We start from the raw sequence: 13,698 nt of genomic DNA, 5'->3' as shown, positions 1-13,698 counted from the left end.
CGAACCGCCGGCCGCGTCCCCGGATCTGTCGCGCCTGAGTCTGGCCTAAATGCGGGGGGAGGCGGAACAGCTCAAGAATTCGATCGCGGCGGCATAGCCCTGGATGCCGAGGCCCGCGATCACCGCGGTCGCGATCGGGGAGACGAACGAATGGTGCCGGAACTCCTCGCGGGCATGCACATTGCTGATGTGCACCTCGACGATCGGCACCTCGGGAATCACCAGGGCGTCGCGCAACGCCACCGAGGTATGGGTGAGCCCACCCGGATTGATCACGATCGCCGAGACCTCACCGCGGGCCTGCTGGATCCGGTCGATCAGGGCGCCTTCGTGATTCGACTGGAACGCGACGACCTCGCGCCCGAACCGGGCGGCGGTCCGCTCGCACAGCGCGACCACGTCGTCGAGGGTGTCGGCGCCGTAGATCTGCGGCTGACGGGTGCCGAGCATGTTCAGATTCGGCCCGTTGAGCACGAGAATCGGGCCGGTGGCCTGCACGGTGTCTGCCATGCAGGCCACCTTAATTCACTCAGCCCTGCGGGCCCTCCGAGCGCAGGTCGTCGACCTTGCGCATGGCCTCGCGCAGTTCGGCGAGCCAGCTCTCGGCGTGCTTGCCCGCCAGTTTCACCGTCCAGGCCAGTGCGTCGGCGCGGGAACGGGCGACGCCCGCGTTGATCAGGGTGTCGAGGACCTGGCGTTCGGGCTGGCGCAGCCGGGTCATCACCGGAACGGCGAGGTGGGTGAACAGGATTCGCTCACCGTCGACCCGGACGCCCCAGGCGACACTGCGCCCGTAGCGGCGCTGGGCCTCGTCGGCGATCTGCATCCTGGCCGGGCGGGTGGACTCGCGGAAGCGCGCGAGCGCACCTTCTTTCGTCGCCGCCGACACCGGCGGTGCGTCGGCATCGGTGGATGTGGGCTGCGGGATCGGGAGTTCGCCGACGACGACGATCTCGTCGCGGTCGATATTGATCTCGGGCGGGCCGGTGAACCAGTCGTCGGGCAATCGTCCGGCGAACCAGTCGGGGACGTCGGCCGGGTCGGGGAGATCTGCTTGCTGCCAGCCGCCCGGCCGGCCGAATCCGCGTTCGCGATGGGCGTTCCGCATGGAAATCACCTGCTATCTCTGTTGCGCACGTTGCGATGATTACAAGATTACGCCGATATATGCGTAGCGGTTTATGCTCTGCGAGAACGAAGGGATTCGGGGTGATCCGCGCCGGCATCGCCGGGGTTGGATGTCGGCGGGCCTGGGTACCCTCGCGTTGAATCGCCGGGACGATCCGAGTTCCGCGCGACTCGGCGGGACTGCCGGTACGGTAAGTGCGCCAGTTGTTGCCACTGGCTGGGCGAGGTTCGAAAACACCCCCTCACCGGGGCGCGATTTCGGGCACAATCAAGGTGCTGAGGATGGGTAGCGTCCCGTGATACCGGGGCATCGGAGACGGGTCAACTTCCGGTACGGTGGATTTGTTACCGGAGTGGCAAGAGTGAAGAGTGGGCGATATGGATGTGTGGGGATCCCGCCGCTTTCGCGTCCGCGGCGCAATGGCGATCGCGGGGGTTGCGACCCTCGCCATCGCGCTGTGCTCGTGCGGGGTGGGTGGGAAGCCGAGTGAGTCGGAATCGGTTGTCCAGCGGTTTACCGACCTGCTGGACGAGCAGGACTACACCAAGGCTGCCGACCTGACCTCGTACCCCGCCGCCGCTTCGGCAACCATGAAGCAAATGTTCGAGGGCCTGGCGACCGGCACGGTCGACTACGAGCAGACCCAGGTCATCGATCTCGACGCGCAGTCGGCGATCTTCAGCATGGACGTCGCCTGGAACTTCGGCGAGCACAAGGACTGGACCTACACACTGCAGGGCACCGTCCGCAAGCTCGCCATCGGCTGGCGGATCTCCTGGGACCCCGCGGTCATCATGCCGCAGCTGGCAGGCAACCGCACCGTCAAGCTCGTGCGCACCACCGCGAAGCCGCCGCCGCGGGTCGTCGACCTGTCCGGTGACGCGCTGATGACCGAGCAGACGATCAATGTCATCAAGATCGATCCGAGCCGCACCGGCGACCTCGTCGGGTCGACCAACGCGCTGGCCGACGCCATCGAACCGGTCGCGCCGCTGATCACCGGCCCGTCGCTGATGCAGCAGCTGGCCGCGTCCCAGGGCAAGCCGGTCGTCGCGGTCAACCTGCGCGAGGGTGACTTCGCGATCCTGGAACCGCGGATGGCCGCGGTGCCCGGCGTGGTGATGGAGAAGCAGCCCAAGCTGATCTCCGCCGATCGCCGCACCTGGTCGCCCCTGCTGGACGCGCTGCGCGAGGTGTGGAACGACAGCCAGGAGACCACCTCGGGCTGGGGCGTGCAGATCTTCGAGGCCGACGGCCGGTTCGTCAACCAGGTCGCCGGCTATCAGGGCCCGGCGGGGCCGGACATCTCCGCCACCATGGACCAGCGGTTACAGCGCGCGGCCGAGGACGCGGTGGTCAGCGTCGGCACGCCTGCCTCGGTCGTCGCGATCCAGCCGTCGACCGGTGCGGTCGTCGCGGTCGCGCAGAACAGCTACGCCACCGAGAAGGGCCCGATCGCGTTCACCGGGCTGTTCCCGGCAGGCGGCACCATGGAACTGTTCCGCGCGGTCGCCGCGGCCGCCAAGAACAAGGCGCCGCAGGATGTGTCGGTGCAGGAGGCGGCCGAGGCGGCCACCGCGCTCGGTGTCGGCGTCGACTTCAAGGTGCACGGGCTCGACGAGGTGACCGGGCGGATCAGCGCGCCGGGCCGCAGCACCGAGCAGGTGCGCCAGGGCGCCGGCGCCGACGCGGTGCTGGTCAGCCCGTTCGGCATGGCGATCGCCGCGGCCGCGATCTCGCGTGGCTCGGTGGTTCCGCCGATGATCGAGAACGGCAAGCCGAGCACCACCGACACCCCGGTTCCCGCCCTCACCCAGCCCGCGGTCGACCGGTTGCGCGGCATGCTGCACGAGGGCATCGGCAGGCCGGAAACCACCGCGCTGCGCGGATTCCGCGATGTCACGGCGTTCGCGGCGACCGGCGGACCCGACGGCTGGCTGCTGGCCACCATGGGCGATCTGGTGTTCGCGGTGCACATCGCCGACGCCGACAGCGGCGACGCCACGTCGCGACTCGCCGCGGTGCTGCTGAAATCGCTGGCCGCGCCAGAGCCGTAAAACGGGGCGTGCGTGCAGAGTTTGCCCTGATCAGTGGGCGTTGTGCCGGTCTCGGTGTTGATCATGACCGGTTAGGCTGCTCCAGTGAAGAAGTTCCTACCGTTCGCCGCTGATGTCCTGTTGGTGATTGTCTTCTGCGCGATCGGGAGGCGCAGCCACGATGAAGCGGTCATCGCCGGTCTCGTGAAGACCGTGTGGCCCTTCGGCATCGGCTTACTGATCGGCTGGGCGCTGGCGGTGCTGGTCGCGCGCGACACCCGCTTCGACGCGACGGCGCTGTGGCCGAGCGGAATCCTGATCTGGCTCGGCACCCTCGTCGGCGGCATGGTGCTGCGCGCCGTCAGCGGCCAGGGCGTCGCCGTGAGCTTCGTGATCGTGGCGGCCTGCGTTCTCGCGCTGTTCCTGCTGGGCTGGCGAGCGGCCATCCGCGCGCTGCGCTGAACCTCCGGTCAGATTCGGCGCTGCTGCTTGAACTCCTGCTCGTACTCTTCGTCGTCGGCCTGCGGTGTGCGGAACAGGAACGCGAAGACGATCCAGCCGACGATCGCGACCAGGATGAAGCTGACGAACCGGTAGACGAACGCGGCGGCGACAGCCTGGGAGGCGGGCAGACCCGCGCCCGCGGTGAGGCCGTAGATCAGCGTCGCGTCGACGTAGACGATGCCGCCCGGCGCGAACGGGATGGAACCGACGGCCTTGCCCGCGGTGAACGCGATGAGCAGGCCGGACAACTTGGGATCGGCGCCGACCGCGAAACAGGCGGCGCCGAGACAGGCCACGTCGGCGAACCGGTGCACCAGCGCCCAGCAGCCGACCAGCGCCGCGTCCTTCTTGCCGAGGTCGACCGATTCGAGCTGGGCCCTGATCTCGGCCAGCTTCGCGATGCCGTGATTGGCGGGCTTCTTGCGGATCCGGTTCACCAGCGCGAGCACGCGGCGCAGCATCGCCTCGAGCGTGCCGGGATGCCGGGCGAGATAGTTGCCCGCGATCAGCAGCGCCGCCAAGATCACCAGCGACCCGATGAGTTTGGGCCCGATCTGATTCCCGACCAGCGCCGCACCGGCGATGCCGAGCAGCGCGAGCCCGGCCGCGGCGACCACGCCCGAGAAGACAAGCTGCCAGGACGCAACGATCGGGCTCGCACCCCAGCGCCGGGTCTGGCGGTAGGTGAACGCGGTGGAGAAGACCTGGCCCGCGGGCAGTGTCACCGACATCGCGGTCGCGCCGTACACCACCGACACCGATTTGCGCTGGCTGACGTCGACCCCGCCCGCGTGCAGCAGTTGCTTCTGTACCCGGCCGAACCCGCTCATCGACATCGCCTGCAACACGACGCACACGACCACCCAGCCCCAGTGGATCTCGGTGAGCGTGCGCCAGGATTCGTGCAGGCGCGGCCACAGATAGACGCCTTCGCCGACGAGCAGGATGAGCAGCACCGCGCCGAGCACCCATTTCACCCACCGGAACCGGGCGCGGCGCTCGGCCGGGGGCGAGGCGGGTTCGCCAGTTAGGTCGCCTTCGGCCGTCACCGTCTCAGCCTAACGAACGCAGCTGTTCTTCCTGGTCCTCGTCGTCCGTGGCGTTCGCCGGCTTGGGCCAGGCCAGGCGGGTTTTCCTGCGTCTGCCACGCAGCTGGACCTCGTCGCCGGTTTCCCAATGGTCTTGCTCGCTTTCGTCGGCGAAGTAGAGCGCGCTGCCCGAAGCGAGAACGCGGCCGGGTTGATCTTTGGCCAATTCGGTGAGCCGCGACGCCTCGTTGACGGGGTCGCCGATCACGGTGTATTCGAAACGATTCGCGGCGCCGATGTTTCCGGCGACCGCGAGGCCCGCCGAGACGCCGATGCCGACGTCGAGGCTGGTCACTTCGCGCAGCGCTTCGCGCAGATCGCGGGCGGCGGCCAGCGCGGCGCTCGGTGCGTCGGGGCGGTCGAGCGGCGCGCCGAAGATGGCCAGCGCCGCGTCACCGACGAACTTGTTGACGAAACCGTGGTGGCGGTCGATCACGTCGACCACCACCCGGAAGAACTCGTTGAGCAGGCTGACGACCTCGGTCGGCGGACGCTCGGCCGCCGCGGCCGTCGAGCCGACCATGTCGACGAACAGCACCGCGACGAACCTGGTCTCACCGCCCAGTTCGGTGCCGTAGTCCAGGGCGCGCTGGGCCACGTCCTCGCCGACGTGCTGACCGAACAGTTCCTGCAGCTTGCGCCGCTTGGCCGCCTCCTCCATCATCCGGTTGAAGCCGACCTGCAGCAGGCCGATCTCGCTGCCGTCGTAGACCTCCACCTGCACGTCGCGCGCGCCGCCCTGCACCCTGTTGATGGCTTGGGACAGCTGGCGGACCGGGTCGGAGATGGAGGATCCGGTGAGCATCGACAGCGCCAGCGCCTGCATGATCACCACGCCGCACAGCAGCAGGATCGAGATGGCCAGCGATTTCGCCGAGAACTTCACATCGGAGGAGATCTGGGTGACGCACAGCAACACGATCGCGATGGTCGGCGCGAAGGTGCCCATGCCCCAGGTCATGGCCATCCTGGTGCCGACGCCGGGGGTGAGCGTGTGGTCGAAGGTGCCCTCGGTCAGCGCCTCGGCGGCGACCGGGCGCAGGATGCGCTCACCGAGCATGTAGGTGAAGCCGAACACGATGGTCGCGGCCATACATTCGGTGACGATCACGGCGCCGGCCAGCTCGGGCGATTCGACGATGATCAGCGCCGCCAGGATGCCGCCGCCGATGATCCACAGCACCAGATGCAGGATCGACTGGCGCAGCGGCACATGCAGCGCGGCCATCTGTTCCTGTCGGCTCGGTGGGCCGCCGCGCATCTGCCAGCGCATCACCGGCCGCAGCATCAGCGCCGCGCCGAAGATGCTCAGTACCGCGGCGGCGCCGAAGACCAGCACCGGCGCGAGGAAGCCGGTCTTGCGCACGCCACCGGGATCGCCTTCGGGTACGGGCAGACCGTATTGGATGAAGGCCCACACCAGGACCGCGCCGAAGGCGTTGGCCAGCAGTACCGAGGTCAGATACAGCGGCCAGCGCGTTCGCATGGTCTGTTTGACCGCTTCCAGAGGCGCCGACACGACCACCAATCTAGCGTTCGGACCGATAGGCTCTCTCGGGTGACCGACCAGAAGGTAGATTCCGCGCCAACGTCCACACCGTGGCGCGCGGACGCCGAGGCGGTACATCCGCTGGTCCGCAAAGCCGCAGCCTGGTCCTGGCGGCTGTTGATCATCTTCGCCGCCCTGCTCGCGGTGGGGATGCTGGTGCAGAAGTTCGCCACCGTGGTGATTCCGCTGGCGATCGCGCTGCTCGCGGCCGCGCTGCTCGCGCCGCTGGTCGACTGGATGCAGCGGGTCGGGATTCCGCGTTCACTCGGCGTGTTCGTGGCGCTGGTCGGGTCGATCGGTCTGCTCGCCGGGATCATGACCTTCGTCGTCGAACAGTTCGTCGACGGTGTGCCCGGGCTGTCCAACGAGGTCACCAACAGTGTGCACAAGGTGCAGGACTGGCTGATCAACGGCCCGCCGCACCTGAGCGATCAGCAGATCCGCAGCGCGGGCGACACCATCGTGCGCACCATTCAGGACAACCGCGAGAGCCTGACCAGCGGCGCGCTGACCACCGCCACCGCGATCGGGCACATCCTCACCGGCGCGTTCCTGATCCTGTTCATCCTCATCTTCTTCCTCTACGGCGGCGACCAGATCTGGCACTTCGTCACCCGGATCATTCCCACCGCGCACCGGGACAAGGTCCGCATCGCCGGTGAGCTGGGCTTCGGCACACTGGTCGGGTTCGTGCGCGCCACGGTCGTCGTGGCCGCGGTGGACGCGATCGGCATAGGAGCGGGATTGGCGATCCTGCACGTTCCGCTGGCGCTGCCGCTGGCCTCGCTGGTGTTCATCAGCGCGTTCATCCCGATCATCGGCGCGTTCTTCGCCGGGTTCGTCGCGGTGTTCATCGCGCTGGTCACCAAGGGTCCGGTGACGGCGTTGATCGTGCTCGGCATCATCATCGCGGTGATGCAGCTGGAAGGCCATGTGCTGCAGCCGCTACTGCTGGGGCGTGCGGTGAGCATCCATCCGCTGGCCGTCGTCCTGGCGATCACCGCGGGCTTGGTGGTCGGCGGGATCGCGGGCGCGCTGCTGGCGGTGCCGTTGATCGCGGTCGGCAACACCGCGATCCGCTACCTGCTGGCCGACAGTCCCGAGGAGGTCTACGGCGAGCTCGCCGGTGGTGAGGACCGAAGATTGTTCTCCGCCGAGCCGGACAAGCCGGAACCAGGGCGTTTCGATGTCGCGCGCACGCTGCGCAAGGCCGAGGCGGAGTCCGGCGATGCGGACGCACACAGCTGAGCTGAGCTCGGCCGACGCGGCGACCGCGCCGCTGTGGCGGGCCGCCCAGGCTTTCCGGCTGGTCACGCTGCTGTACGCGATCGGCCAGCAGATCGCCTCGGTGCCCTACTACCAGCATCCGCGGCTGAGCTGGGTACTGATCGCGCTGATGGCGATCTGGTCGGGCAGTTCCGCACTGCTGCTCTCGCAGTGGTATTTCCCCACCGCGACCGGCCGGATTCGCGGCTGGGTGGTCTTCGGCGACCAGGTCGTGACGATCCTGCTGATCGCCTCGACCCGGCTCGTCGCCGATTACGACTGGTACCACGGCCATCAGACCCTGCCGACGACGCTGTGGATCGCCAACTCGGTGATCTCCATGGCGATCCTGCGTGGGCCGGTCGCCGGTGTCATCGCGGGGCTCGGGATGTCGGCGGTGGTCGTGACGGTGCGCGAGCAGTGGGGACAGGATGTGTGGGGCGATGCCACCGCGCCGGTGCTGGTGTCCGTCGGTCTGGCTCTGGGACTGGCCGCCAATACGGCTCGGCGCGCCCAAGTGCAGCTCGAGCGCGCGCTGCGGATCACCGCCGCCGCGCAGGAACGGGAGCGTCTGGCCCGCGAGGTGCACGACGGTGTGCTCCAGGTGCTGGCCTTCATCAAAAGACGCGGCACCGAAATAGGCGGGCCCGCTACGGAACTCGCGCAGCGAGCGGGGGAACAGGAAGTGGCGCTGCGGGTGCTGTTGTCCGAGCAGGCGGAGCATCCGGATTCCGGTGACGCCGAGGTGGATCTGCGTCCGCTGCTGACCACGCAGGCCACGCCGACGGTGTCGGTGGCGACGCCGGGTGATCCGGTGCGCGTCGGCCGGCTCGCGGCGCACGAGATCGCCGCTGCCGTGGCGACCGCGCTGTCCAATGTCGAACGGCACGCTGGGCCGACGGCGAAAGCGTATGTGCTGCTGGAAGACACCGGTGACATGCTGGTGGTGAGCGTGCGCGACGACGGTGTGGGAATTCCGGTCGGCAGGCTCGCCGCGGCCGAAGCCGAAGGGCGGATGGGGGTTTCGCGATCCATCGTCGGACGCATCGGTGCGCTCGGCGGCACCGCCGAACTGCTGACCGAGGGCGACGACCTCGGCACCGAATGGGAATTCCGGATTCCGCGCCACCCGGCGCCCTGAGCGAAGGAGCAGCGATGGCGGACCAGGCCATCACGGTGATGGTGGTCGACGACCACCCGATGTGGCGCGAGGGCGTCTCCCGCGACCTCACCGAGGCCGGGTTCGCCGTGCCAGCCACCGCCGACGGGGTCGGCACGGCCACCCGCCGCGCCGCCGCGGTCCAGCCCGATGTGGTGCTGATGGACATGCAGCTCACCGACGGCAACGGTGCCACCGCCACCGCCGAGGTGCTGCGGGTGTCACCGCACAGCCGGGTGCTGGTGCTCTCGGCGTCGGCCGAACGCGACGACGTGCTCGACGCGATCAAGGCGGGCGCCAGCGGGTACCTGGTGAAGAGCGCGTCGGCGGCCGAGCTGATCGACGCCGTGCGGGCCACCGCCGCGGGCCAGCCGGTGTTCACGCCCGGTCTGGCGGGGCTGGTGCTCGGCGAATACCGGCGGATGGCGACAGCGCCCGTCGCGGCGGATCAGCCGCACCGCCCGTCGCTGACCGAGCGGGAGACCGAGGTGCTGCGGATGGTCGCCAAGGGACTCTCGGCCAAGCAGATCGCGTCGCGGCTGAGCCTGTCGCATCGCACCGTCGAGAATCACGTGCAGGCCACACTGCGAAAACTGCAGCTCGCCAACCGCGTCGAGCTCACCCGATACGCCATCGAGCAGGGCCTCGAGTAATTGGGGGTTTGCCCTGATGTGCGGTGCCCGATTTCCTGGCACTCTCGATGACATGGGCGGTCCCGAATCCCTTTCCGTACCCGGTGCCACGACCTTCGGTCCCGTCGGCGACCGGGACCTGCGCGTCTCCGACGCCGAACGCGAACACGTCGGCCAGCTGCTGCAGCGCGCCGTCGGTCTCGGCATGCTCTCGCTCGGCGAGTTCACCGAACGCATGGACACCGCGCTCGCCGCGAAGACCCGCGGCGAACTCAACGCCGTGCTCGTCGACCTGCCCGGCATGCGGGTGGCTGGCGCGCCCCAGCCTGCCGCCATGCCACGGCCGCGGCCGGTCCCGCCCGGCGGTTCGACCCCCGGCCTGATCCGCAGCCGCCTCTCGGGCGTGCACCGTCGCGGACCGTGGCAGGTGCCGCCGGTGCTGCACCTCAACAACCTGATGTCGGGCGTCACCCTGGACTTCACCGAGGCCGTCATGCAGACCCAGATCGTCGAGATCAAGGTCGACGACTACTGCACCGGCCTGACCCTGCTCGTCCCCGCCGCCGCCACCGTCGACCTCAACGGCCTCGACCTGATCGGGTCCAGCGTCAACAACAAGGTCCGTACCGGCCCGCCCATCGGTCCACTGCACCTGGTCGTCCACGGCCGCGTCCGCTTCGGCTCCGTCACCGCGAAGTACCCGCTGATGGTCCAATGGCGCCGCTTCCTCGGCTCCTGAGGCAATTCACGTAGGAGTCCCGCACCCCACCGGGTGTTTCTACTCATGTCCCGCGCGACCCGCGCGTCGACGATGAAGGCATGAGTACGTCGATCGATCCCGCGCTCGTCGCGCGACTCTCGGGTGAGTTCACCACGCTCGGCGCCCAGATGGGGCGGCTGGGTGGTGAGCTGGAGGTGCTGCGCGCACAGTTGCAGGGGGAGGTGCATCGGTCCGCGGTTGATGCGCAGGCTGTCGCAGGTCGCGCCCGTTCGTCGGCTCCCGGTGCCGAGTGGGCTGGACGGACTTCGGATCCCGGCCGACGAGCTGCCGGGAATGCGGCCGAGGGTGAAGTGCCTGCTGGTGGTGTGCCTGGCGTGGTCGGCGGGAGTGCCGCCCCTTCGGATTCCGACACAGCGGCGGCATCCGGTGCGCCTGCGGGAGATTCGACAGTCTCAGGTGCGGTGTCTCGCAGCGGCGAGCTGGGTCAAGGAGGTGTCGTCGCTGAGAGTGCGGCGGCCACTGGTGCTTCGAGTGGGGCGTCGGCCGCTTCTTCGGTTCCGAGTGGCGCGGCTGCTGGGGGTGGGGTGCCTGTGGATTTGACCGCTGAGGGTGCGTCCGGTGGTGTCCTGACTGGTGGGCTGCCGGCGCCTGGCGGTGTGTCCGCGTGGGGTGTTCCAGTCGGACGGGAAATGCCGGTTGGTGGTCCGTCGGGGGGAGTGCCTTTCCGTGTGCCGGTTCCCGGTGGGGTGCCTGTTGGTGGCGCTCCGATTCCTGCGGGGTGGGCGCCGGGGTATGGGCCTGCTACGCAAATGGCTGCGGCACAGCCTGTTCCGCCGCCCGCGCCGGGGTATGGGGGTTGGGCTGGGACTCCTGGGTATGGCCCGGCGGGTTGGGTGGCTGGGGTGGGGCAGCGGGGGACCGGGTGGGTTGCGCCGCTGGTGCGGGGGCCTCGGACGCCGTGGTGGCAGCGGGAAGGGGTGATCTCGCGGGTGCTGGCGGTGGCTGGGGTCGGGGTGACGCTGATCGGTGTGTTGATGCTGTTGGTGCTCGCTGCACAGGCTGGGTTCTTCGGGCCCGTGGCGAGGGTTGTTGCCGGTGGGGTGCTTTCGGTCGGCCTCGTCGGTTCGGGGTGGCGGGTGTTCGGTCGTCCTGGTGGGCGTGTTGGTGGCATTGCCTTGGTGGCCACCGGGATTGCGGGTGCGTATCTGGATGTTGTCGCGGTGACCGGGTATTACCGCTGGGTAGAGCCTGGGGTCGGACTGGCGGTGGCGCTGGTGGTCGCGCTGATCGGTGTCGGGATCGCGATGCGGTGGCAGTCGCAGCCGTTGGCGGTGGGGGTTGTGCTCGGGGCGGCGTTGTTGTCGCCTGCGTTGACGACCGAGCTGATGCTGCTGGGGTTCCTTGTGGTTTTGCAGGCCGCGGGTGTGCCCGTGCAGATGCGCAGGGAGTGGCCGGCTCTGCACGTGGCGCGCACGTTGCCTGTGGTGCTGGCCGCGTTGAGTGTGATCGCGCTCAGTGGGATCTCGGCGGCCATCGCCGGGGATGAGGTGGAGCGGCGTGGTGGACTGTTGGTCGCGGCGGTCGCGTGTGCGGTGGTCGGGCTGGCCGGCGCGGTGCTCGTAGTGCGTCGCAGGCCCGGTGACATCACCGCGAGCATCACCATCGCACTCACCGCGCTGCCGCTCTTCGCCGCGGCGATGCTGTTCGATCGCGTGATGACCGCGTCGATCACCGGGGCCCTGGCCGCGGTCTTGCTCGGTCTGGCGGCGACGACGCTCGTCCCAGGTCTCGCGGATCGGCTCGGGATTCCCCGGCACACCGCGCTGGTGTCGGCGCTGACCGGTGCCGTGTCGCTCCTGCTGACCTGCGTCAGCGCTACCGGAAGCGAACCGCACCTCCTGCCGACGGTGCTGTTCGCGGTGGCCTTGGCATTCCTCGCCGTGGCCGCGACGAGCCGCACCCGCGTGGGAGCCTGCGTCGGTATCGGCTTCGCGCTGCTCGGTGGACTGGTGCTGCTGGCCATCGCCTCACCGGAAACCCTTGCGCTACACCGTCTCGCGGACCAGCGCCTCGACATCGCGACGGCTGCGGCGGCGGTGCTGGGGCTCGGCGTCGCGGCGATGGTGGCGTGGACGGTGCCCCGGCTTCCCGGCTGGGCCGATCAGGCGCTTGTCACCGGTGTGTGGATCGCGGTGAGTGTCGCAGGCCTGTACTACGTGCTCGTCGCGGCGGTATCGCTGGGTGTATCCCTCGGTGGTTCAGACGGTTTCATCCTCGGGCACAGTCTCGCGACGATCGTGTGGATGGTCGCGGCCACGGCCTCGCTGTTCTACGGGCTGCGCAGGCTGTCCCGGTCGCCGGCCGTCGCGAAGGTGTGCCTGGTGTCGGGTCTGCTCGTCGCCGCCGCCGCACTGGCCAAGCTCTTCCTGTTCGACCTGTCGACGCTGTCCGGTCTGGTCCGCGTCGCCGCGTTCCTGGTCGTCGGAATCCTGTTGCTGCTCACCGGGACTCGCTACGCGCGAGCGTTCGCGGATTCGCGGCCTGCCGATCCTGCCACTTAGGTCAGCCTCGCGGTTGCGGACTTCCGGGTGGATCGCTTACGGTGAGCGCAATCCGATCGGCGCTCTCCAGAAATATGTCGCAGTGTGGGAGCCCCGCCTCATTCATCGAGGCGTGGAGTGGGCGGCTTGATGACACACGCCCATATCCACTGGAGGATTTCCATGCACATCGGTCTCGGACTTCCCATCGCCGACCCCATCGCGCTGCCCGAGTGGGCCCGTCGCGCCGACTCCGCCGGGTTCTCGACACTCGGCCTGCTCGACCGCATGGTCTACGACAATCCCGAACCGCTGGTCACCCTGGCCATGCTCGCCGGGGCGACCGACCACATCCGCTTGCAGACCGAGGTACTGATCGCACCCCTGCGTGACCCGGCGCTGCTTGCCAAGCAGGCCGCCACCCTGGACCGCCTCTCCGGCGGACGCTTCGCGCTCGGCCTCGGTGTCGGCGGTCGCGACGACGACCACGAGGCCACCGGCACCGATATCCGCACCCGCGGCCGCCGCCTCGACGAACAGCTCGCCATCATGCGCCGCCTCTGGTCCGGCGAGCCGTTCAGCCAGACCTGCGGCCCCATCGGCCCGGCACCCACCGCACCCGACGGTCCCGACCTGCTCTTCGGCGGCTTCCAACCCGCCGCCATCGACCGTGTCGGCCGCTGGGGCGGCGGCTTCCTCGCCGCCGCCGCACCCACCTGGGCAGGCGGTCTCTTCGACCTCGCCCGACGCTCCTGGACCGACCACGGCCGCGCCGGCGCACCGCGCATCGTCGCCCAGCTCAACGCAGTCCTCGGCGCTCAACCCCTGATCGACCACGCCCACACCGCCATCCTCGACTACTACGAGTTCAGCGGCCGCGCCGACTACATGGCCGCCGGTCTGCTCACCACCCCCGACCAGATCCGTTCCGCCATCAAACAATTCGAAGACCTCGGCGCCGACGAGACAATCCTGTACTGCTACGGCACCGACCCCGACCAGGTCGATCGCTTCGCCGACGCCGTGCTCTGAACGCAGAACGACGAAACCCACGGCGGAATCTCGCCGTGGGTT

General features: G+C 69.0%; 12 protein-coding genes. 8 read left to right on the top strand and 4 right to left on the bottom strand.

All coding sequences use genetic code 11. The features are described 5' to 3' along the window. Positions 1-45: 45 nt before the first annotated feature. Together aroQ and ACFWF2_RS07465 are read right to left on the bottom strand one after the other, a co-directional pair. The gene (gene aroQ, locus ACFWF2_RS07470) at positions 46-510 is read right to left on the bottom strand and encodes a type II 3-dehydroquinate dehydratase (RefSeq protein WP_379305614.1); all 465 of its coding nucleotides are present in this window, start codon (positions 508-510) and stop codon (positions 46-48) included. A gap of 19 nt (positions 511-529) precedes the next feature. Beyond that, positions 530-1,108: a hypothetical protein gene (locus ACFWF2_RS07465; protein ID WP_379305612.1), complete on the bottom strand. Its 579-nt coding sequence runs from the start codon at positions 1,106-1,108 to the stop codon at positions 530-532. Positions 1,109-1,506: 398 nt separating this feature from the next. Here ACFWF2_RS07465 and ACFWF2_RS07460 point away from each other — a divergent pair, with 398 nt between their 5' ends. Continuing rightward, positions 1,507-3,186, top strand: coding sequence for an NTF2-like N-terminal transpeptidase domain-containing protein (locus tag ACFWF2_RS07460; RefSeq protein ID WP_379305610.1), 1,680 nt, complete (start codon positions 1,507-1,509; stop codon positions 3,184-3,186). Between the two features lie 84 nt (positions 3,187-3,270). Then, positions 3,271-3,627, top strand: coding sequence for a DUF3054 domain-containing protein (locus tag ACFWF2_RS07455; RefSeq protein ID WP_379305608.1), 357 nt, complete (start codon positions 3,271-3,273; stop codon positions 3,625-3,627). Positions 3,628-3,635: 8 nt separating this feature from the next. On the opposite strand, the gene ACFWF2_RS07450 is transcribed toward ACFWF2_RS07455, so the two are convergent. Beyond that, positions 3,636-4,718 (bottom strand): YbhN family protein, encoded by a 1,083-nt coding sequence (locus ACFWF2_RS07450; RefSeq protein WP_379305606.1) that lies wholly within the window; start codon positions 4,716-4,718, stop codon positions 3,636-3,638. 4 nt (positions 4,719-4,722) lie between these two features. Next, positions 4,723-6,243: an adenylate/guanylate cyclase domain-containing protein gene (locus tag ACFWF2_RS07445; protein ID WP_379305721.1), complete on the bottom strand. Its 1,521-nt coding sequence runs from the start codon at positions 6,241-6,243 to the stop codon at positions 4,723-4,725. A 72-nt stretch (positions 6,244-6,315) separates the two neighbouring features. Here ACFWF2_RS07445 and ACFWF2_RS07440 point away from each other — a divergent pair, with 72 nt between their 5' ends. The 6 genes from ACFWF2_RS07440 to ACFWF2_RS07415 all read left to right on the top strand — a co-directional run bounded on the left by ACFWF2_RS07440 (position 6,316) and on the right by ACFWF2_RS07415 (position 13,656). Then, positions 6,316-7,554, top strand: coding sequence for an AI-2E family transporter (locus tag ACFWF2_RS07440; protein ID WP_379305604.1), 1,239 nt, complete (start codon positions 6,316-6,318; stop codon positions 7,552-7,554). Then, positions 7,535-8,713, top strand: a complete 1,179-nt coding sequence (gene macS, locus ACFWF2_RS07435; protein WP_379305602.1) for a MacS family sensor histidine kinase — start codon at positions 7,535-7,537, stop codon at positions 8,711-8,713. Before ACFWF2_RS07440 ends, macS begins: the two co-directional genes overlap by 20 nt. A 14-nt stretch (positions 8,714-8,727) precedes the next feature. Beyond that, positions 8,728-9,384 (top strand): response regulator, encoded by a 657-nt coding sequence (locus ACFWF2_RS07430; RefSeq protein ID WP_378850376.1) that lies wholly within the window; start codon positions 8,728-8,730, stop codon positions 9,382-9,384. 52 nt (positions 9,385-9,436) lie between these two features. Next, positions 9,437-10,102: a DUF1707 domain-containing protein gene (locus ACFWF2_RS07425; protein ID WP_189034385.1), complete on the top strand. Its 666-nt coding sequence runs from the start codon at positions 9,437-9,439 to the stop codon at positions 10,100-10,102. Between the two features lie 80 nt (positions 10,103-10,182). Next, positions 10,183-12,645: a DUF2339 domain-containing protein gene (locus ACFWF2_RS07420; protein ID WP_379305599.1), complete on the top strand. Its 2,463-nt coding sequence runs from the start codon at positions 10,183-10,185 to the stop codon at positions 12,643-12,645. Positions 12,646-12,807: 162 nt separating this feature from the next. Next, complete coding sequence (locus ACFWF2_RS07415; RefSeq protein WP_379305597.1) at positions 12,808-13,656, top strand: LLM class flavin-dependent oxidoreductase; 849 nt, start codon at positions 12,808-12,810, stop codon at positions 13,654-13,656. Positions 13,657-13,698 lie beyond the last annotated feature (42 nt).

It is taken from the genome of Nocardia sp. NPDC060259, from assembly GCF_042728775.1.
In the GTDB taxonomy this organism is placed as follows: domain Bacteria; phylum Actinomycetota; class Actinomycetes; order Mycobacteriales; family Mycobacteriaceae; genus Nocardia.
This window is presented reverse-complemented; position numbering and strand designations above follow the sequence as displayed.

Bases quoted from the DNA above. Each gene is read 5' to 3' on its own strand.
- aroQ (WP_379305614.1), bottom strand. From the start codon at position 510: ATGGCAGACACCGTGCAGGCCACCGGCCCGATTCTCGTGCTCAACGGG.
- ACFWF2_RS07420 (WP_379305599.1), top strand. From the start codon at position 10,183: ATGAGTACGTCGATCGATCCCGCGCTCGTCGCGCGACTCTCGGGTGAG.
- ACFWF2_RS07430 (WP_378850376.1), top strand. From the start codon at position 8,728: ATGGCGGACCAGGCCATCACGGTGATGGTGGTCGACGACCACCCGATG.
- ACFWF2_RS07465 (WP_379305612.1), bottom strand. From the start codon at position 1,108: ATGCGGAACGCCCATCGCGAACGCGGATTCGGCCGGCCGGGCGGCTGG.
- ACFWF2_RS07415 (WP_379305597.1), top strand. From the start codon at position 12,808: ATGCACATCGGTCTCGGACTTCCCATCGCCGACCCCATCGCGCTGCCC.
- ACFWF2_RS07445 (WP_379305721.1), bottom strand. From the start codon at position 6,243: ATGCGAACGCGCTGGCCGCTGTATCTGACCTCGGTACTGCTGGCCAAC.
- macS (WP_379305602.1), top strand. From the start codon at position 7,535: ATGCGGACGCACACAGCTGAGCTGAGCTCGGCCGACGCGGCGACCGCG.
- ACFWF2_RS07460 (WP_379305610.1), top strand. From the start codon at position 1,507: ATGGATGTGTGGGGATCCCGCCGCTTTCGCGTCCGCGGCGCAATGGCG.
- ACFWF2_RS07425 (WP_189034385.1), top strand. From the start codon at position 9,437: ATGGGCGGTCCCGAATCCCTTTCCGTACCCGGTGCCACGACCTTCGGT.